The following is a 20,679-nucleotide window of genomic DNA, read 5'->3' as shown; positions in this document are numbered from 1 at the left end:
GCCCACCGATCCCGCCCCAGCACTGGATAACGTACTTCGACATGGGCACGACTGCAGTTGAGCGCCCCGCGGTCAGGGGCACAACACAGGCCCGCCGACGGCGGGTTGTGGGTTTGAGCACGCTCGTGGTGATCCTCGTGACCGCCGGGGCGGTGTCGTTGGCCGTCGGTGCGCGCGCGTTGAGTCCCGCCGAGGTGTGGCACGGGCTGTTCGCGGCGCCCGACTCCGACCAGCGGCTCACCGAGATCAGGCTCATCGTGCAGACCGTGCGCGTGCCCCGGACGGTGCTCGCGATCGTGGCGGGCATCGCCCTGGGCGTCGGCGGAGCGCTGATCCAGGGCTACACGCGCAACCCGATCGCCGACACGGGTCTGCTGGGGGTGAACTCCGGCGCCTCGTTCGCCGTGGTGACGGTGGTCGCCCTGTTCGGGTTCTCCAACCCGTTCCAGTACGTCTGGTTCGCCTTCCTGGGCGCGGCGGTCGCCGGTGTCGTCGTGTTCGGGCTGTCGAGCATCGGCGGGGGAGCCGGCAACCCGTTGACGCTAGCACTGGCCGGGCAAGGAGTCACCGTGTTCCTCGCGGCGATGACCACGGCGGTCGCGCTGACGGACAAGGCGTCGCTCAACGCGCTGCGGTTCTGGAACGCCGGCTCCGTGGCCGGAGTCGAATTCGACGTGATCTGGCCGGTGTCCGCGTTCATCGCGGGCGGGCTGGTGCTCGCGGCGACGACGCTGCCCGCCATCAACCTGCTCAACCTGGGCGACGACGTGGCGCGGGGGCTGGGCGTGAACATCGCGCTGAGCCGGACCGTCGGCATCGTCGCCATCACCCTGCTGGCGGGCGCGGCGACGGCGGCGTGCGGCCCCATCGCCTTCGTCGGGCTCATGGTGGCCCACGTGGCCCGGTATCTGACCGGGCCGGACTACCGCTGGCTGGTGCCGTACGCGGGTCTGCTGGGCGCGATCGTCCTCCTCGTCTGTGACATGGTGGGGCGCTTGGTGGTGCGGCCGGGTGAACTGGACGCGGGCGTTGTCGTCGCTCTCCTGGGCGCTCCGTTCTTCGCGGTCATGGTGTGGCGCGGGAAGTTCAAGAACGCATGAACGGGACAGAGTTGAAGCCATCGGTGGCGCCGGGCGTGCGGCTCGGCCACGTGTCGTTCGTATGGCGGCCCTGGATGGTGTGCGTCACGCTGCTGCTGGCGGCGGCGACCTTCCTGGTGTTCTGTCTGTCCATCGGCGTCGGGGACTTCCCCATCGGCCTGTCCCGGGTGATCGCCACGATGCTCGGCCGGGGCGAGCAGGTCGACGAGTTCGTGATCATGGACCTGCGGATGCCGCGTGCCCTGGCCGGTCTCGTCGTGGGGATCGCGCTCGGGGTGTCCGGCGCGATCACGCAGTCCATCGCACGCAATCCGCTGGCCAGTCCGGACATTCTGGGAATCACCACGGGCGCCAGCGCGGTCGCGGTGTTCGGGGTGACGGTGTCGGGCGGGACCGCCGCCGCGATCGTCAGCTCCGTTGGCCTGTCCGCGGCGGCGCTCGCGGGCGGTCTCGGCACGGGTCTGCTCGTCTACTTCCTGGCGTGGCGGCGCGGGATCGACGGCTTCCGGCTCATCCTCATCGGCATCTCGGTGAGCGCCGTGATGGAGGCGATCACCACCTGGCTGATGCTCACGGCCGACATCAGGGACGTGGCCCGGGCCCAGGCGTGGCTGATCGGCTCCCTGGACAACCGGTCGTGGAACGAGGTCTGGGTGGCGCTGTGGGGCTCGCTCGTCCTCCTGGTCGTCGTGTCCTGTGTGGCGTTCCAGTTCAAGCCGCTGCACTTCGGCGACGAGGTCGCCGCGGGTCTGGGCGTCCGGTACTCGACGGTGCGGGCGGTCATGCTGCTGTGCGCGGTCCTGCTGGCCGGTGTGGCGGTGAGCGCGGCGGGCCCGGTCCCGTTCGTCGCGCTGGTGGCGCCGCAGGTGGCGATGCGTCTGGTGAGGTGCCCGACGCCGCCGATGGTGGCCTCCGCCCTGGTGGGAGCGCTGCTGCTGATCGGCTCGGACCTTCTCGCGCGCACGGCACTGCCGATCAGTCTCCCGGTCGGCCTCGTCACCGCCACGATCGGCGGCCCCTTCCTCGTCTATCTGCTGGTGCGGGCGAACCTCAGATAGCTGATACAAAGTTAGGCGACGCTAAGTTGAGGGGGCCTGGTGGCTGCTCAGGACATCACCGAGATCGAGTCCGGGGTCAATGACGTCTCACGGCTGGCTGCCAGGGGCATCACGGTCGGGTACGGCGCCCGGACCGTCATCGACGATCTCGACGTGGCGATCCCGCCAGGGGTGATCACCACGATCATCGGCCCCAACGGCTGTGGCAAATCAACCCTGTTGCGGACCCTGTCGCGGCTGCTCAAGCCGGCCCGGGGGACGGTCGTGCTGGACGGCGAGGACATCGCCAGGCTAAGGACCAGGGACGTGGCGAAGAAACTCGGCCTGCTGCCGCAGACACCGGTCGCGCCGGAGGGCCTGACGGTGGCCGACCTGGTCGCCAGGGGCCGCCATCCGCACCAGAGTTGGCTGCGGCAGTGGTCGTCGGACGACGCCGCCGTCGTGGAGCGCGCACTGGCCATGACCGGAGTGGCCGACCTGGCGGACCGTCCGGTCGACGCGCTGTCCGGCGGCCAACGTCAGCGCGTCTGGATATCGATGACCCTGGCGCAGGGCACCGACCTGCTGCTGCTGGACGAGCCGACCACCTATCTCGACCTGGCACACGCGATCGACGTGCTCGACCTGGTGGACGACCTGCACGAGTCGGGGTGCACCGTGATGATGGTGCTGCACGACCTCAATCTGGCCACGCGCTACAGCGACAACCTCATCGTCATGAGGGAGGGGTCGATCCTGGCGCAGGGGCACCCGCGTGACGTCATAACCGCCGAACTGCTGCGCGAGGCCTTCGGGTTGCGTGCCAAGGTGATCGACGACCCGGTGGGCGACCGGCCGCTCATCGTGCCGATCGGCCGCACCCACGTCGAGATCGATTAAGTACCGATAAAGATGATAAGTAAGGGTAGGCTAACCTCACTTCGGCAAGGTAAGGTTTGCCTGCCCTTAGAAGGGGTGGCAGCGGACAGCGCGAAAGCAAGGGATTTCGGATGCTTCTCCATCGAACGACGCTCATGAGGCCGTGGCGGCGGCTGGCGGCGATACTGTCCGCCGCGACCCTCGGCGTCGGACTCCTCGCGGGATGTGGTTCCGACTCGGCTGACACCTCGTCGGACAAGCCGAGCGACAGCAACTCGTCCTCCGCCTCCGGCGTCTTTCCGGTCACCGTGGAGCACGCGTTCGGATCCACGAAGGTCACCAAGGCTCCCGAGCGGGTCGTCTCCGTCGGCTACACGGACGACCAGACGATCCTGGCGTTCGGCATCAAGCCGGTCGGCATGGTCGACCAGTACCCGAACCCCGAGGGCCAGAGCCCGGACATCAACACCCAGTGGCCCTGGGTGAAGGACAAGTGGGGCGACACCAAGCCCGAGGTCATCATGAAGAACGGTGACAACGGCCCCAACTTCGAGAAGATCGCGGCCCTTCGGCCGGACCTGATCATCGCGGTCTACTCCGAGATCGACCAGGCCGCCTACGACAAGCTCTCCAAGATCGCTCCGACCGTGGGCCGCACCAAGGGCGAGAAGGAGCCGTTCAGCGCGCCGTGGCAGGAAAACGCCCTGCACATCGCCAAGGCACTCGGCAAGGCCGAGGAGGGCGAGAAGATGGTGGCCGACATCCAGGGCCAGCTCGACGAGGCCAAGAAGGCCCACCCCGCGTTCGCGAACGAGACCGCCGTCGCGCTGTCCTGGTACGAGGACAAGGTGGCGCCGTTCACCTCCACCGACGTGCGCGGCCGGCTGGTGTCGGGCATCGGCTTCAAGTACCAGACCGAGATCGACAAGGTCGCGGGCGGCAGCTTCTACACCCAGCTGTCCCCCGAGCGCATCGACCTGGTCGACGTCGACCGCATCTTCGTCATCAACGACAAGGCGGACACGGAAGCCCTGAAGAAGTTCAAGCTGTTCGCCAACCTCGACGCCGTGAAGAAGGGCAAGGTGTCGTACCTGCTGGACAGTGAGGGCCCGGCGGTCGGCGCGGCCATCTCCCAGGGCACCCTGCTGTCCATGCCGTACGCGATCGACGAGCTCGTCAAGTCGGCCGAGTAGGTGTGAGTACCGCTGACACGCGCGTCGCCCCGGCGACCCTGCACACGGCGACCGGACGCGAGGCCGGCCGATGGGTCGCGGCGCACTGCCGCGAGGTGCCATGGCTGACGGTCGCAACCGTGCTCACCACGGTGGCGGGGGCGGCGCTCCAGGTGCTCCCTGTCATCCTGCTCGGCCGGGTGGTCGACGGGGTGGTCGAGGGCGAATCCCAGTCGATCCTGGTCACGATCGGGGCCCTGATGGCGGCCGCCGCGCTGTTCGGCGCGGCGGCCACCGCGGTGTCGACCTACCTCATCGGGCGGCTGGGCGCGGATCTGCTCGCACGGCTGCGGGAAGGCGCCGTACGGGCCGTGCTGGGGATGCCCAGCGCACGGATCGAACAGGTCGGCCGGGGAGATGTGCTGTCCCGGGTCGGTGACGATGTCGCCGTCATCTCCAAGGGCATACGCACGGCCATCCCCACGGTGTTCTCGGCGGGCGTGCTGGTCGTCATCGCCACGGTCGGCATGTTCGGCCTCGACTGGCGACTCGGGCTGGCGGGCGCGGGCGCGCTGCCCGCGTACGCGCTGGCCCTGCGCTGGTACCTCCCCCGGTCCGCCCCCCTCTACCGGAAGCAGCGGGCTGCCCAGGCCGACCGTGCGCAGGCCTTGATCAGCGGGCTGAACGGGATCGACACGGTCCGGGCGTACCGCCTTGAGGGCGCCTTCCGCGAGAAGGTCACAGTTGAGTCGTGGCGGGTGCGCGATCTCGGCATCGAGGTGTTCAGGTTCTTCGGCCGGTTCGTCGGCAGGGAGAACCGCGCCGAGTTCATCGGGCTGGTCCTGATCCTCGTGGTGGGGTACGCCCTGCTGGAGGCCGATGCGGCCAGTCTGGGCGAGGTGTCGGCGGCCCCGCTGCTGTTCCACCGGCTGTTCACCCCGCTGGGCGCCATCATGTTCACCTTCGACGAGGCGCAGAAGTCGGGTGCGAGCCTGACCCGGCTGGTCGGGGTGCTGGGGGAGGCCGCGGAGGAACGGCTGGTGGGCGACACGGCCGTCGCGTCGCCGGACGCCGCGCCGTACCCGGTGACGGTGGAGGGACTGACGTTCCGTTACCCCGGTGCCGACGAGCCGGTCCTGCGGGACGTCAACCTGACGATCCCGGCCGGGCGTTCGCTCGCACTGGTGGGGGCGACGGGCGCGGGAAAGACGACCCTGGCCGCGCTGATCGCGGGCATCGGAACCCCGCAGGCCGGGTCGGTACGCGTCGGGTCGACCGACCTCGCCGGTCTGGACGAGGCCGGGGCGCGGGCGTTGGTGAGCATCCTGACGCAGGAGACGCACGTGTTCTCCGGTCCGCTCGCCGACGACCTGAGGCTGGCCGCGCCGGAGGCGACCGACGCCGAGCTGATGGACGCGTTGCGCACGGTCGGCGCCGAGGAGTGGGTCGACGCGCTGCCCGAGGGGCTGAAGACCACGGTCGGTGAGGGCGGTGAGCGCCTGGACGTCACCAAGGTCGCCCAGATCGCCCTCGCCCGGCTGGTGCTCGCCCGGTCACCGGTGGTGGTACTCGACGAGTCGACCGCGGAGGCGGGCAGTGAAGGCGCCGCCGAGCTGGAGCGGGCCGTGCTGGCCGCGTGTGCGGGCCGGACCACGTTGTTCGTGGCGCACCGGCTGACCCAGGCGATGGCGGCGGACCGGATCGCCGTGCTGGACGCGGGACGCGTCGTCGAGCAGGGAACCCACGAGGAGTTGGTGGCTCTGGGCGGCCGGTACGCACGACTGTGGCGGGCTTGGCGAGAGGGCAGCTAGTGCCCCGACAGGCAACGTTCGCCCCGTCGCGACGTCCGGCACTCCGCCAAGCTCTTCGAGCAGGGGACCCCCGCTCGCCGCACCGGCCGAAAGCCCAAGTACGCCAGTACGAAAGCTTCCGGCCGGCACCCCCCAGCTCTTCGAGCAGGGGGTACCCCCAGAGCACGCTCCCCCAAGCTCTCGACTTCTCCCCCACTCTCGGCTGCGCTCGAGCGAGGAGACCCCCATGAGCAGGGGGGACCCCCACGACGCCGCTCCTTGACAGGCAAACGTTGCCTGCCGGGGCACTAGCGCGCTCTGGTTAGGTAACCCTTATTTAGGTTAGGCTAACTTTCATAACCTGGAAGGGACGCTGTGTCTTCGATGATGGAACCGAGCACTCGCCTCGTACTGCTTTCTCCCGACCGCCTGGCCGACGTACGGCGGCGAACCGGTGACTACTCCGACAGGACCATCGCCGAAGCGTGCGCCATCGGGCTGTCGTACTGGGCGACGGGCCGGAGCCCCGACGGCATCGACCTGACCCCCTCCACCCTGTTCGCCGACGTCCTCGGTTGGGTCGACAACGGCGGGGCGGCGCCCGGCGGTTGGGAGGTCGGCGCGGACGGCCGTAGCATCTCCGTCCCGGACGGCGTGGAGCCGGCCGAGGCACAGCTCGCGGTGGACGACCTGGCCGACTTCCCTGACCGGCCCATCGGCACCATCGGCCCCACCAGCGTGGACGCCAGGCTCGAGGCCCTGGCCGAGTGGAACGACACCCGGGCCGACCGGGTCCGCCCGACCATCGTGGACATGTTTCGCGAGCAGGCGCGGGCCAGGCCGGACGCCATCGCCGTCGTCGACGAGCACCGCCCCCTGACTTACCGTCAGGCCGCTGAGCTTTCCAGTCAGTTGGCCCACCACCTGATCGAACGCGGGCTCACCGCCGAACAGGTCGTCGGCATCTCACTGGGCCGCTCCGCGGACATGGTGATCGGGCTGCTCGCCGTACTCCAGGCCGGGTGCGCCTTCGTGCCGCTCGATCCGCAGTGGCCCGCCGCGCGCCGGGCCGTCGTCATCGAGGACGCCCGGGTCGTACTCCAACTCAACGACTCGGGCGAGCACGACCCGGCCGAACCGGAAGCCGTGCCCGTGGACCTCGGCGACTGGAGGTTCGGTGCCTACCCCACCGAGGGGACCGGCGCCAGCGTCCACGGCAACTCCCTCGCCTACGTGATCTTCACGTCCGGCTCGACCGGCCGGCCCAAGGGCGCGATGATCCGGCACGAGGCGATCAGCGAGCGCCTGCTGTGGCAGGTGAACGAGATCCTGGGCTTCGGCCACGACGACGCGTCGCTGTTCAAGGCGCCGCTGTCCTTCGACATCTCCATCAACGAGATCTTCCTGCCGCTGGTGTCCGGCGCCAGGCTGGTCGTGCTGCGGCCCGGTGGCGAACGCGATCCGCACCACCTGCTGAGCGTCATCGCCGAACAGCGCGTCACCTTCACCTACCTGGTGTCGTCCATGCTGGACGTGCTGCTGGAGATCGCGGGCGACTCCGACCGTCTGGACAGCCTGCGGCACGTGTGGTGCGGCGGCGAGGTACTGACCCCGGAGCTGTACGAGCGGTTCCGCACCAAGCTCGACATCCCCATGTACCACGGCTACGGCCCGGCCGAGACGACGATCGGCGTCTCGCACGTCATCTACCGGGGCGCGGCGGAACGCCTGTCGACGTCGATCGGCAGGGCCAACCCCAACACCCAGCTGTACGTGCTGGACGAGGAGCTGCGCCCGGTGCCCGTCGGCGTCGGCGGCGAACTGTACGTGGGAGGGTTCCTCCTGGGCCGTGGGTACGTGGGCGCGCCCGGCCTGACGGCGTCCCGGTTCGTCGCGAACCCCTTCGCCGACGACGGGTCCCGGCTCTACCGGACCGGTGACCTCGCGCGGTTCGCCCCGGACGGGTCGCTGGACTTCCTCGGCCGGGCCGACAACCAGATCAAGATCCGCGGTATGCGGCTGGAAATAGAGGACGTCGAGGCCGGCCTCGCGGAACACCCCGGCGTACGGCACACCTGCGTCGTCGCGAAGAAGAACGCGGCGGGCGGCACCTACCTGGTGGGGTATGTGATCCCGGCCGCCGGGAGTGAGCACCTGCGGGCGGACGACGTCAAGGCGTGGGCCGCCGAGCACATGGTGGAGTACATGGTGCCCGCCCACATCGTCGTGATGACCGAGTTCCCGCTCACCGCGAACGGCAAGCTCGACCGCCGCGCGTTGCCCGAACCCACGATCACGACGGGCTCGCTCGTACAGCCCACCACCGACAACGAGCGCGCGGTGTGCGCGGCGGTCGCGGCGGTACTGCGGCTCGAAGAGGTCGGTGTGGACCAGGACTTCTTCCAGCTGGGCGGGGACAGCATCCTGGCGATCTCGCTGCTGAGCGCGCTGCGCGACGCGGGGCTCTACGTCACCGCACGGCAGATCTTCGCCCACAGCACCGTGGGGGCGCTGGCGGCGGTGGCGAGCCGTGAGGACGTCTCCACCGTGGACCACGGCGATGTCCCGACCGGTTCCGTCGTGGGATCGCCCATCGTGCAGTGGCTCGGCGAGACCACCGACGCGATCGACGGCTTCGTACAGTCGGTCGTCCTCAACACCCCGGCGGACCTTACCGCCGAGGCCCTCGAGCAGATACTCGCCGCCGTGGCCGAGCGGCACGACATGCTGCGCGCCAGGCTGGTGCGCGGCGACCGCTGGAGCTTCGGCATCCCGGAGGCGGACGGGGCCACCGTGGCATGGGAGGAGAGCGACCGGCCGCTCGACGAGTGCGTCGCGCTCGCCACCGACAAGCTGGACCCGGTGGCCGGCGTGATGCTGCGCGCCGTCTGGCGCCGCGAGGCACGGCAACTGGTCCTGGTCGCCCACCATGTGGTGATCGACGGCGTGTCCTGGCGGGTCCTGATGGAGGACCTGGCCGCCGCCTGGCGGCAGTCGGCCTCGGGGGCACCGATCGAACTGCCGCCGGTGGGCACGTCGTTCCGGCGCTGGACGCAACTGCTGGAGCGCGCCGCGTTCGACGCGGACAGCAGCTACTTCCGGCGTCCCCTGCCGGGAGAGGACCAACCGCTGGGCAGGCGAGCGCTGTCCGCAGCCGACACCGTCGCGAAGGAGCGACTGCGGACCGTCTCGGTCGGCCCAAAGGTCACGGCCGCGCTGCTGGGCGAGATCCCCGCGAAGTTCCACGCGGGTGTCAACGACGTACTGCTGACCGGACTCGCCGTCGCCCTCGCCCGGTGGCGACGCGACCTCGGGCAGGACCAGACGTTCGCGCACATCGAACTCGAGGGCCACGGCCGCGAAGGACGGTTCGTGGCCGGCTCCGCCGGCTTCGAGCCCGAACTGTCGCGGACCGTGGGCTGGTTCACCACCCTCTTCCCGGTGACCGTGGACCCCGGCGCGGCGGCCGACCTCACCGCGCCCGGGTATCTGGCCGCCGCGCTCAAGGCGGTCAAGGAAGACCTCGCCCGGGTGCCGGACAACGGCGTCTCCTACGGTGCGCTGCGGTATCTGACCCACACCCAGTTCGACGCGCCCGCACCGCAGGTGCTGTTCAACTACCTCGGCCGATTCGACGCCGGCGCGTCCGGAGACTGGCAACTGGCAAGCAGCACCGGTCAGTTGGGCGAGAAGCGCGATCCGAGGATGCGCCTGCCACGCCCCCTGGAGTTCAACGCGATCGCCGAACCCGCCTCGACCGGCGAGTACGAACTGGTCACCACCATCTCCTGGCCGGAGGGGATGTTCACCGACGACGACATCGCGACGCTCGGCGACTACTTCCGGGTGGCTCTGGCCGGACTGGCCGCGCTCGAGGAAGGCGGCCACTCTCCCAGTGACTTCGGCCTGGTTCCGCTCACGCAGGCCGACGTCGACGTCCTCGACGGTCCGGCACTGCGGGACATCCTGCCGCTCACCCCGCTGCAGGAGGGCCTGTACTTCCACTCCGTCTTCGACGACGACTCGGCGGGCGCCTACGTCGAGCAGCAACTGCTCACGCTGGACGGCGAGGTGGACGCCGACCGGCTCGCGTCGGCCGCCACCCGGCTGCTCACGCTGTACCCGAACCTGGCCGCGCGCTTCGTGGCCCTCGCCGACGGCCGTGTGGTCTCCGTCCTGGAGAGCGGCGTGGAGGCGCCCTTCACCACGCTGGACCGTCCCGGCATCACCGACGACGAGATACGCGACCTGGCCGAGCGGGACCGCCGCGCCGGGTTCGACCTCGCCACCGGCCCCCTGATGCGGTACACGCTCGTCCGCGCGGGCTCCGGCCGGAACGTCCTGGTGCAGACCGTGCACCACATCATCGCCGACGGCTGGTCCGTGCCGCCGATGCTCCGCGCGCTGCTGGCCGAGTACCACGCGCCGGGAACGGTGTACCCGCTCGGCGGTTTCCCCGATTACGTGCGCTGGCTCGACGGACGCGACGGCGACGAGAGCGACCGCGTGTGGCGCGAACAGCTCGCCGAACTGCCCGGCCCCTCCCTGGTCGCAGAGGGACACACCCCCTCCGACCGGTTCGCCGACACCGCCGTGGAACCGGAGCACGACATCGACGCGGCCGCCCGCTCCGCCGGCGTGCCGTTGAGCGTGGCCGTGCACAGCGCCTGGGCGGTGACGCTCGGCGGCATCCTGCACGGCAACGACGTGGTGTTCGGTTCCACCGTGTCCGGGCGCGACGCGGACGTGCCCGGTATCGAGGACATGGTGGGTCTGTTCATCAACACGATCCCCGTGCGCGCTCGTTGGGCCGGTACCACCACGGCGCGCGATCTGCTCGCCTCGGTGCGGGAACACCAGAGCGCGGTGCTGCCGCACCAGCATGTCTCGCTGGCGAGGATCGGCCGCCAGGCCGGCGCCGGCTCGTTGTTCGACACCCTGGTGGTGTTCGACGTCGCGACCGACGTCGACGGTCTGCGGCGGCCCGGCGACACCCTGGTCATCACCGACATCGTCAACGAGGGCGCTCCGCACTACCCGTTGACGCTGGTGGTGGAGCGCGCGCCCGACGGCCGTCCGCGCTTCAACCTGATCTACGACGGCGAACTGCTGCGGGAGCCGAGCGCCCGCGAGATCCTGCGCACGTTCACCTCGACCCTCACCGGCCTGCTCACCCGGCCGGACGCCTCGGTCGACGACCTGGCGCGCGAGGACACCGGCGGCACCCGCCGTCCCGCGCGGATCGCCCCGACGACCCTGGGCGGACTGTTCGATGCCGCCGCACACCGCGACCCGGCCGCCACCGCCGTCACCCAGTGCGCCCTGGACGGTGGTACCCGGTCACTGACGTACGGCGAACTGGCGGATGCCAAGAACCAGTTGGCCTCTGCTCTGCGCGCTGCCGGTGTCGGGCCGGGCCGGCGGGTCGCCGTCGCCGTCCCGCGCTCCCTGGAGCAGGTCGTCGCCCTGGTGGCGATCGTCAGCGCGGGCGGCGCGTACGTACCGCTGGACCTGGCGTACCCGGACGAACGACTGGAGTACATCCTCGCCGACGCCGCTCCCCAGGTCGTCCTCGTCGAGCGTGAACAGCGGGACCGCTTCACGCGACTGCTCGCCAGGGCGGGCGTGTCGGCCCGCGTGCTCGTCCAGGGAGACGAGCCCACGCCGGCTGTTGCCGCCCCGGAGCCCGAGGCCGACTGGCACAACCCCGCGTACGTCATCTACACATCCGGATCGACCGGCCGGCCCAAGGGCGTAGTCGTCCCGCACTCCAGCGTGGTGACGCTGCTCGCCAACACTCAGCCCGACATGGACTTCGGCCCGCGCGACGTATGGGTCCAGTTCCACTCCTTCTCCTTCGACTTCGCGGTGTGGGAGCTGTGGGGAGCGCTGGCGTACGGCGGTGAGCTGCTGGTGCCGGAGTACGCGCTGACCCGCTCCCCGGTCGACTTCCACCGGCTGGTCCGCGAGCGCGGAGTGACCGTGCTCAACCAGACCCCGTCGGCGTTCTACCAGTTCATCGAGGCCGACCGGCATGCCGGCGAGCCGCTGCCCGCACTGCGCCGGATCATCTTCGGGGGTGAGGCGCTGGATCTCGGTCGGCTGCGCGGCTGGGTCGAGCGGCACGGCACCGGTTCGCCACAGCTGGTCAACATGTACGGCATCACCGAGACCACCGTGCACGTCACCCACCGCGTGCTGACCGACGAGGACTTCCGGCTCGGCGACGACGTCAGCCCCATCGGCGGTCCGATCCCCGGCCTGGTCACCTATCTGCTCGACGACCGGCTCCGGCCGGTGCCGCCGGGCCGGGTGGGCGCCATCTACGTCGCCGGCGACCAGGTGTCGCTCGGCTACCTGGGCAGGCCGGGGCTCACCGCGGGCCGGTTCGTGGCGAACCCGTTCGCGGGCGACGGCTCCCGCATGTACCACACGGGCGACCTCGCCCGCCGCACCCTCGACGGCGAGCTGGAGTTCACCGGCCGCGCCGACGGCCAAATCCAACTCAGGGGGTTCCGGATCGAGTTGGGGGAGGTGGAGTCCGCGGTCAGGGAACTCGACGGCGTGGTCGACGTGGCCGTCACCGTGGCGGACAGCGGCGACCACCTCGTCGCGCACGTCGTGGGCCGGGTGCCCGGCGACTTCGCCGCCCTGCTGTCCACGAAGCTGCCCGTGCACATGGTGCCGGGCCGGGTGCTGCCGGTCCACGCGCTGCCGTTGACGGTCAACGGCAAGCTGGACCGCAAGGCCCTGATCGAGCGCGCCGCACAGGACGACACCCCGGTAGGCACGAGTGAATCGGTGAGTGACTCCGCGCTCGCCGCGTTGGTCGGCATCTTCGCCGAGACGCTGCCCGGCTCGGCCGTTGATGCCGACACGGACTTCTTCCGGGCCGGCGGCGACAGCATCGTCGCCATCACCGTCATCAACCGCGCCAGGGCGCTCGGCCTGCCGATCGCACCACGCGACGTGTTCCTGTTCCGGACCCCCCGCGCGCTCGCCGAGCACCTGGGGACCCGTACACCGCGCGCCGCGGCGGCGTCCGCGCCCGCCCGCCGCGAGGACGGCCCGCTGACACCGACGCCGATCATCCTGCGCCAACGCGAACTGGGCGGATCGCTCGCCCGGTTCGCCCAGGCGAGGACGCTGACGGCACCCGAGGGCACCGGGTTCGCGGACGTCGAGCGCGCCGCGAACGCCGTCGTGGCCGCACACCCGGCCCTCCGGCTGCGGCTGCGCGTCGAGCACGGCGTGTGGGCGCTGCGCACCGAACCCGCCCGCCCGATCACTGTCGTACGGGCGGACACGACCGACGCGACGACCGCGGCGAACGAGGCCGCCGGACGGCTCGACCCCGAGTCCGGGGACGTCATCGCGTTCTCGTGGCTGGAGGTGAGCCGGACCCTGGTGGTCACCGTGCACCACCTCGCCGTCGACTCGGTGTCCTGGCTCGTCCTGCTGGACGACCTCGCCACTGCCCTGCGCGGGGAGACCCTGCCGGCGCCGACCACCTCCTACGCCGATTACGCCGAAGCACTGACGCTCCAGTCCGGCGAGGCGATCGACGACCTCGGGCACTGGGTCACCACGCTCCAGGCACCCGCGCTGCTGCCCGCGGCCGCGGGGCTGCCTTCGGCCCAGGGGCTGCGCGAGACGACGGTCGTGCTCGCGCCCGAGGTGAGCGACCGCGTGACGCGTACCGCGCCCGCCGCACTCGGTGTCGGTCTCACCGAGTTGCTGTGCGGCGCGCTGCGCGCCGCGCTGACCCGCATCCAGCCGTCGCCCACCGATCTGGCGATCGAACTGGAGCGGCACGGCCGGGTACCGGTCCTCGAACACCACGACTACACCCGTACGGTCGGCTGGTTCACCTCCATCGCGCCCGTACGGCTCACGGCGCACACCGACCCGGTGGCCGCGGCGCGCGAGATCGCCGAGCGCCAGCCGGACGAACGCGCACACGTCGCCTACGGCCAACTCCGGTACCTCAACCCGCAGACGGCACCGCTGCTGCACGCCCGACCGCAGGTGCTGTTCAACTACCTCGGCCGGGGCAGCGAGGCCCAGGCGGTGCACATCAGCGGCGGCGACCAGGGCAGCCCGTACGCCGTCGAGGTCAACGCGTGGCTCGACGAGGCCACCGGAAGCCTGCACACGGCCTTCATCCTCGCCGAGGGCATACCCGACGAGATCACCGAGTACTGGCACAGCGCACTGGAACGGATCGCGGACGCCTCCGCGACCGCCGAGCGCACGGCACCCGTCACCCCGCTCCAGCGGGGACTGTTCTTCCAGGCCCAGATGGCGGATTCGGCCGGACACTACGTCGCCCAGAACTGGTTCACCTTCGACCGGCGCCTGGACACCGACGCGCTCGCCGAGGCGATGGCGTACGTCATCGCACGGCACCCTGTCGTCGGGGCCGGCTTCACCACCGACGACGACGGAAACCCGGTCCAGGTCCTCAAGGCGGGCCGGCGGGTCGACGTCCACACGGTCCGCCTGTCGACGGACGTGGAGGTCGACGCCCTGCGCGCCCGGGACCGCGACACCGGATTCGACCCCGGCGAGCCGCCGCTGATCCGGATGACCGTGGTGCGTCTGCCCGGTGACCGCGACGGCCTGCTGCTCAGCTACCACCTGCTGCTGTGGGACGGCTGGTCCCGCGAGATCATGCTGCGGGACCTGTTCGACGCCTACCGGGCCGCCGTCGCGGGCGAGCCGCTCGACGCGGTCCCGGCGACACCGAGCTTCGAGGACTACGCCCGGGCGCTCGACGCCAGGGACCCCGCCGTGTCGGAACGTTTCTGGGCGGAGCACCTGGCCGGTCTCCCCGGCCCGACGCTGCTCGCCGGACCGGCACCGTCCTTCTCGGACGACCTGCCACGCGCGCTCGTGCACACGCTGTCCGCCGAGCAGTCCGACCTGCTGCGGGACGCGGCCAGGGCGCACGGCGTCACGCTCAACTCGGTGCTGACGGGCGCGTTCGGCCTCCTCCTCGGCGCCCGCACGGGTCGCAGTGACGCGGTGTTCGGCGTGACGGTCTCCGGCCGTGAGGGCGAGGGGCTGTCCGACATCGTCGGCGTGCTGCTCAACACGGTGCCCATGTGGACGCGGGCACGGCCGGACGACACGGTTCGTGACTACCTGTCGGCCGTGCAGACGGCCAGGGTCGAGGCGATGGAGCACGAGCACCTCGGCCTCGGCGAGATCCAGCGGGCCAGTGGACACGACACTCTGTTCGACAACCTGTTCGTGCTGCAGAACTTCCTGGACATGGACGCCTTCGCCGAGATGAACACCCGGCACGGCATCACCTCGGTGCAGGCCGACGACTCCACCCACTATCCGTTCACGTGGGTCGTCACGCCCGGTGACCGGCTCACGATCAAGCTGGAGCACCGCGACGGCGACACCGCGGGCGCCCGTCGTCTCCTCGACGACTACCTGCGCGTGCTCGAGGACCTCGCCCGGTCGACCGGCCCGGTGGGCGCGCTGCGCGGTCTGGGGCCGGAGCCCGAGCCCGCCGAACGCACGCACGTCGGCACGGACACCGTCGTCGACCGGTTCGACCGGGCGGCGGACCGCGACCCGCAGGGGGTGGCGCTCGTCGCCCACGGCGCGACCATGACCTTCGCGGAGCTCCGGGACCGCAGCCGCGCGGTGGCGGGTGTGCTCGCCGGGCGCGGCATCGGCCCCGAGACGAACGTGGGCCTCGCGATCCCGCGCTCCCTCGACTCGATCGTGGCGCTGTTCGCCGTGCTGCGCGTCGGCGCCGCGTATGTGCCGCTGGAGCTGGACCACCCGGACGAACGGATCGCCGCGATCGTCGAGGACGCCCGCCCGCAGGTGATCCTCACCGTGAGCGCCGTGTCGCCCCGGCTGACCGGCGACCTGTACGACCCGATCGACCTGATCGAGCTGGACCGCCCGCTGCCCGGGGCCGAGCCGTACACGACGTTCGCGCCGGACGACCCGGACCGTCTGCGGCACCCCGCGTACACCATCTACACCTCCGGATCGACCGGGAAGCCCAAGGGTGTGGTGACCGAGTACGCCGGGCTCACCAACATGCTGATCAACCATCAGCGCCGGATCTTCGAGCCGGTCCTGGCGGAGCACGGCCACCGGGTCTTCCGCATCGCGCACACCGTGTCGTTCGCGTTCGACATGTCGTGGGAGGAGCTGCTGTGGCTCGCCGACGGGCATGAAGTGCACATCTGCGACGAGGAGTTGCGGCGTGACGCGCCCCGTCTGGTCGAGTACTGCCTCGAGCACGGGATCGACGTCATCAACGTGACCCCGACCTATGCACAGCAGCTGGTGGCCGAGGGACTGCTCGACAACCCGGAACGGCGGCCGGCGCTGGTGCTGCTGGGCGGCGAGGCCGTCACCCCGACACTGTGGCAGCGGCTCGCCGAGACCGACGGGACGGTCGGCTACAACCTGTACGGACCCACCGAGTACACCATCAACACCCTCGGCGTCGGCACCTTCGAGTGCGAGGACCCGGTGGTGGGCGTGGCGATCGACAACACCGACGTGTATGTGCTGGACCCGTGGCTGCGGCCGCTGCCGGACGGCGTTCCCGGTGAGCTGTACGTGTCGGGCATCGGCATCGCGCGCGGCTATCTCGGACAGCCCGCCCAGACCGCGCACCGCTTCGTCGCGTGCCCGTTCGGCGCACCCGGCGAGCGCATGTACCGCACCGGGGACCTGGTGGTCCGGCGGCCCGACGGCAACCTGATGTACCTGGGCCGCACCGACCAGCAGGTCAAGATCCGGGGCCACCGGGTAGAACTCGGCGAGGTCGAGGCGGTGTTCGCGGCGCACCCGGCGGTGCGGTTCGTGGCCGCGGTCGCCCAGCCCGACCCTCAGGTCGACGGCGCCTACCGGCTGGCCGCCTATCTGGTGCTGGACGGGGCGGAGTTGGCGACGGTGGCCGCCGAAGTGGGCGCCGGACTGCCGGACTTCCTGCGCCCGACGCACTACGCCCAGGTCGACAGCATCCCGCTGACGGTGAACGGGAAGGCTGACACGAAGGCGCTGCCGGAGGCCAAGCCGCTGGGCGCGCTGACCACGGCGGCGGAGCGGGGACCCGAGACCGAGACCGAGACGGTGGTGTGCGAGTTCTTCGCCGAGGCACTGGACCTGGACGACGACGAGGTGAGCGCGGTGAGCGACTTCGTGTCCCTCGGGGGGCACTCCATGCTGGCGGTGCGGCTGATCGGGCTGCTCCGCCGGGAGTACGGTCCCGTGATCACGATCCGAGATCTGTTCACCCTGCGAACCCCGGAAGCGATTGCCCGCCACCTCGATGACAACTCCTGACAGGCGATGACAACTCCTGACAAGCAGCGGCCCCGCCCGGGGTCCGACATCCTGCGGACCGCATTGCGCCGCAACATCGGCGCCATGGCCTGGGGCACCGTCCTCATGGGCCTGTACCAGGCGGGCGAGACCGCCTTCCCCATCGCGCTCGGCCTGATCGTCGAGCACACCATGCGGGAGAGGAGCCTCGGCTCGCTCGGCCTGTCGATCGCGGCGCTGGCCGTGATCATCACGACCGTGTCGCTGTCGTGGCGGTTCGGGATGCGCATCCTGCAGAAGGCCAACACGACCGAGGCACACCGCTGGAGGGTGAAGGTCGCGGCCTGCGGTCTCCAGCCGGTCGCCAGGGAGGCCGACCTCAAGTCCGGCGAGGTGCTGACCATCGCCACCGAGGACGCCGACCAGACCGCCGACATCATCGAGGTGGTGCCCCTGTTGATCAGCTCGCTGGTCGCGGTGCTCGTCGCGGCGGTCGCGCTGGGCCTGGCCGACGTCCGGCTCGGCCTGCTGGTGATCGTGGGAACCGTCGCGATCCTGTCGATCCTGAGCGTGATGTCCAAGCGGATCGGCTCCAGCACCCAGGAACAGCAGGCCCGGGTGGCGCGGGCCGGCGCGAAGGTCGCCGACCTGATCACCGGCCTGCGTCCGCTGCACGGCTTCGGCGGCAACCACGCGGCGTTCCGGTCCTACCGGAAGGTCAGCACGGAGGCGAAGCACCAGGCCATCACCGTCGCCAAGGTGAACGGCGCGTACGCGGGCGTCGCGCTGGCCCTCAACGGCGTCCTCGCCGCCGCCGTGACCCTGACGGCGGGCTGGCTGGCGTTCCACGGACGGATCAACATCGGGGAACTCGTCATGGCCGTGGGCCTCGCGCAGTTCATCATGGAACCGCTCAGACTGTTCTCGGAGATGCCGAAGTACGTGATGATCGCGCGCGCCTCGGCCGAGCGGATGGCGCTGGTGCTGTCCGCGCCGCCGGTGACGACCCCGGGGCTCCGAAGCCCGGCGCCGGGCGGGGACCTGGAGATCGACGGCGTCCGATACGGGACCCTGCGCAAGGTGAAGTTCCAGGTTGCCGCCGGAGGGTTCGTGGCGATCGCCGCCTACCAGCCGCGCGCGGCGGCCGACCTCGCGGCGGTCCTGGCCGTGAACGTCCCGCCCGACGCGTACGAGGGAGTGGTGCGGGTCGGCGGACAGGACCTCGCGGACCTGTCGATCGAGGCGGTCCGTGAGCACATGCTGGTGAACCCGAACGACGGGGAGATCTTCGCGGGCACCCTCCGCACCAACATCGACCCCTCGGGCACCAGCCGGACGGTCGCCGAGGCCGTCGAGGCGTCCATGCTGACCGACGTCGTCGCCCTCCACCGCGAGGGCCTCGACTACGGCGTCCGCGACCGCGGCGCGAATCTCTCCGGCGGGCAGCGTCAACGGCTGTCCCTGGCCCGCGCCCTGGCCGCCGACACCGACGTCCTCGTCCTGCACGACCCGACGACGGCCGTCGACGCCGTCACGGAACAGCTCATCGCACGCAACGTCGCGAAGCTGCGCCGGGGCCGTACGACCCTCGTGATCACCAGCAGCCCGGCCCTCCTGGACGCCGCCGACCGTGTTCTCGTCCTGGACGACGGCGTCATCACCGCCGAGGACACCCACCGGAACCTGCTCGCCACGGACGAGGACTACTGCCTGGCGGTGGCCCGGTGACCCGCTGAGCGGCTCGAACGAAGGGGGAGCCCGATCCGGGCTCCCCCCTGTCGAAGTGCTCTGTCGAAGTGCTCTGGCGGAGTTCTCAGGCGGAGTCCTCTGGTGGAGTCCTCATGCGGAGTCCTCCGACCGAGTTCTCAGGCGAGGGCCCAGGCGACATCCCTGAGCAGGGCGTGCCGCCAGCCCGCCCGGTCGTGGTCCGACGCCGACCGCGAGACCCGTACGGTCGCGCCGGCCTGTTCGGCCAGGGTCTCGGTGAGTTGGCAGTGGGGGAGCATCCGCGTCTCGTGTTCCCCCACGTCGAACGCGATACGCAGACCCGAGAGGTCGGGGCGCTCCCGCAGGCGCGCGGCGATCGTGCCGCCGACCGGGCCGCCCAAGGGGTCGGGGCGTTCCATGGCGTCGGGTGTCCACCAGAACGACCCGGACTGGCAGGCGACGCGGGACACCAGGTCCGGGAACTGAAGCGCCGCGTACATCGCGCTCAGCCCGCCGAGGCTCTGCCCGGCGACCACCAGCCGGTCCGGATCGGCGGGCACGCCGGATTCCGCCACCAGCGGCAGCAGTTCGTCCCGGACCGACTCCCACAGCTCGGGCCTGCACGCGAACTCCGCCCCCCTGTCCTTGGCCGGGAGGAAGACGAGTGTGACGGGAGGCATCTCGCCGCCGGAGACGGCCGAGTCGAACGCGGTCATGGCCGGGTGCAGATACAGCCAGTCGTCCCCGTCGAGCAGCAGGACCACCGGTCCGCCGCCGCCCGCGGGGTGGACCCGCACGGTGCGGCGCCCGCCGAGCCGTGCGCCGGCCCAGCGGATCCGGGTGCGGGGGAGGGGCAGTACGACGTCGGTGCCGGCGCCGACGACGGGCCAGTGCGGCTGGACCGGGGCGTCCGGGGTCGCGGCGATGGACCGCTCACCGCCCGCGCCGACCGGGTTGAACGGGTCGGCGTACGCTTCGCCGCCCGCGAGGAACTGGTAGGTCACCCGCAGCCGCGCGGGCATGCTCACCTTGGCGTACCAGCAGTCCGTGTCGCCCCACCGGCGCAGTGGCACCGGCTCCGACCAACTCTCGAAGGCGATGCTCGCCGGAGAGCCGCGCCACAGGAACAGGGTCGTCCAACCGCCGTCGTCGGCGGGTACCGACGCGGGTGCCCCCGCCGCCGCCCAGAACTCGGCGGTGCCCACCTCGCCGGGCAGTCCGAACTCGACGAAGGCGTTCTCCAGGTCGGCCGCGAGGCCGGTGGCGTGATCGGTCAAGGCCGGACCCGTTCGATCACCAGGCGCATGAACGTCTCCTTGATGGGGGGAAGGGGAGGAGCTAAGCTCAATTCTGATTAGGTGAGCCTAACCTAATAGTGGCGTTCCCTTCCATCCCCGCTCGGAGGCACTGAGACATGAGCACCAACCCCTTCGACGACACCGAAGGCCGTTTCCTGGTCCTCGTGAACGATGAGGGCCAGCACTCGCTCTGGCCGTCTTTCGCCGAGGTGCCCGGAGGGTGGACGATCGTCTTCGAGGAGAACACCCGGGAGGCGTGCCTGGACTACATCGAGACCCACTGGACGGATCTGCGTCCCCGGTCCCTCGCCGCGTCCATGGACGTCGTCTGACCCCGCCCGGCTGACCGACCGTCAAGTGCGGTGAGGCCGCGCCCGATTCGCCCG

The 20,679-nt window shown here is 70.8% G+C and carries 9 protein-coding genes; 8 read left to right on the top strand and 1 reads right to left on the bottom strand.

Annotated features, from left to right (window positions below):
* The first annotated feature begins 41 nt into the window (after positions 1-41).
* The 7 genes from EF387_RS27795 (at position 42) to EF387_RS27765 (ending at position 19,016) form a co-directional block, all read left to right on the top strand.
* Positions 42-1,100, top strand: a complete 1,059-nt coding sequence (locus EF387_RS27795) for a FecCD family ABC transporter permease (protein WP_128379350.1) — start codon at positions 42-44, stop codon at positions 1,098-1,100.
* The gene (locus EF387_RS27790) at positions 1,097-2,158 is read left to right on the top strand and encodes a FecCD family ABC transporter permease (RefSeq protein WP_128379349.1); all 1,062 of its coding nucleotides are present in this window, start codon (positions 1,097-1,099) and stop codon (positions 2,156-2,158) included. The genes EF387_RS27795 and EF387_RS27790 overlap by 4 nt, the downstream gene beginning before the upstream one ends.
* Before the next feature lie 39 nt (positions 2,159-2,197).
* On the top strand, positions 2,198-3,037 hold the full coding sequence (locus tag EF387_RS27785) for an ABC transporter ATP-binding protein (RefSeq protein ID WP_128379348.1): 840 nt from the start codon (positions 2,198-2,200) through the stop codon (positions 3,035-3,037).
* Positions 3,038-3,147: 110 nt separating this feature from the next.
* Positions 3,148-4,209 carry an iron-siderophore ABC transporter substrate-binding protein gene (locus EF387_RS27780; protein WP_128379347.1) on the top strand — a complete coding sequence of 354 codons (1,062 nt, stop codon included), beginning with the start codon at positions 3,148-3,150 and terminating at the stop codon, positions 4,207-4,209.
* 2 nt (positions 4,210-4,211) lie between these two features.
* Complete coding sequence (locus EF387_RS27775; RefSeq protein WP_128379346.1) at positions 4,212-5,999, top strand: ABC transporter ATP-binding protein; 1,788 nt, start codon at positions 4,212-4,214, stop codon at positions 5,997-5,999.
* Between the two features lie 363 nt (positions 6,000-6,362).
* A complete protein-coding gene (locus EF387_RS27770; RefSeq protein WP_128379345.1) occupies positions 6,363-17,309 on the top strand; it encodes a non-ribosomal peptide synthetase in 10,947 nt (3,648 codons plus the stop codon).
* Positions 17,310-17,315: 6 nt separating this feature from the next.
* A complete protein-coding gene (locus EF387_RS27765; protein WP_128379344.1) occupies positions 17,316-19,016 on the top strand; it encodes an ABC transporter ATP-binding protein in 1,701 nt (566 codons plus the stop codon).
* 137 nt (positions 19,017-19,153) lie between these two features.
* Here EF387_RS27765 and EF387_RS27760 read toward each other — a convergent pair whose 3' ends face one another.
* Positions 19,154-20,272, bottom strand: coding sequence for an alpha/beta hydrolase-fold protein (locus tag EF387_RS27760; RefSeq protein WP_128379343.1), 1,119 nt, complete (start codon positions 20,270-20,272; stop codon positions 19,154-19,156).
* Between the two features lie 137 nt (positions 20,273-20,409).
* Here EF387_RS27760 and EF387_RS27755 point away from each other — a divergent pair, with 137 nt between their 5' ends.
* Entirely contained in the window at positions 20,410-20,625 is a 216-nt protein-coding gene (locus EF387_RS27755) for an MbtH family protein (protein WP_128379342.1), read from the top strand.
* Positions 20,626-20,679: the final 54 nt, after the last annotated feature.

The organism is Streptomyces cavernae, assembly GCF_004023625.1.
GTDB classification, from domain to species: domain Bacteria; phylum Actinomycetota; class Actinomycetes; order Streptomycetales; family Streptomycetaceae; genus Streptomyces; species Streptomyces cavernae.
Note: the sequence above shows the minus strand (reverse complement) of the source record. Positions and strands in the feature narration are given on the sequence as shown.

Excerpts from the sequence above, each read along its gene's own strand:
- EF387_RS27795 (WP_128379350.1), top strand. The coding sequence starts at position 42 with ATGGGCACGACTGCAGTTGAGCGCCCCGCGGTCAGGGGCACAACACAG.
- EF387_RS27790 (WP_128379349.1), top strand. The coding sequence starts at position 1,097 with ATGAACGGGACAGAGTTGAAGCCATCGGTGGCGCCGGGCGTGCGGCTC.
- EF387_RS27765 (WP_128379344.1), top strand. The coding sequence starts at position 17,316 with ATGACAACTCCTGACAAGCAGCGGCCCCGCCCGGGGTCCGACATCCTG.
- EF387_RS27755 (WP_128379342.1), top strand. The coding sequence starts at position 20,410 with ATGAGCACCAACCCCTTCGACGACACCGAAGGCCGTTTCCTGGTCCTC.
- EF387_RS27780 (WP_128379347.1), top strand. The coding sequence starts at position 3,148 with ATGCTTCTCCATCGAACGACGCTCATGAGGCCGTGGCGGCGGCTGGCG.
- EF387_RS27770 (WP_128379345.1), top strand. The coding sequence starts at position 6,363 with ATGATGGAACCGAGCACTCGCCTCGTACTGCTTTCTCCCGACCGCCTG.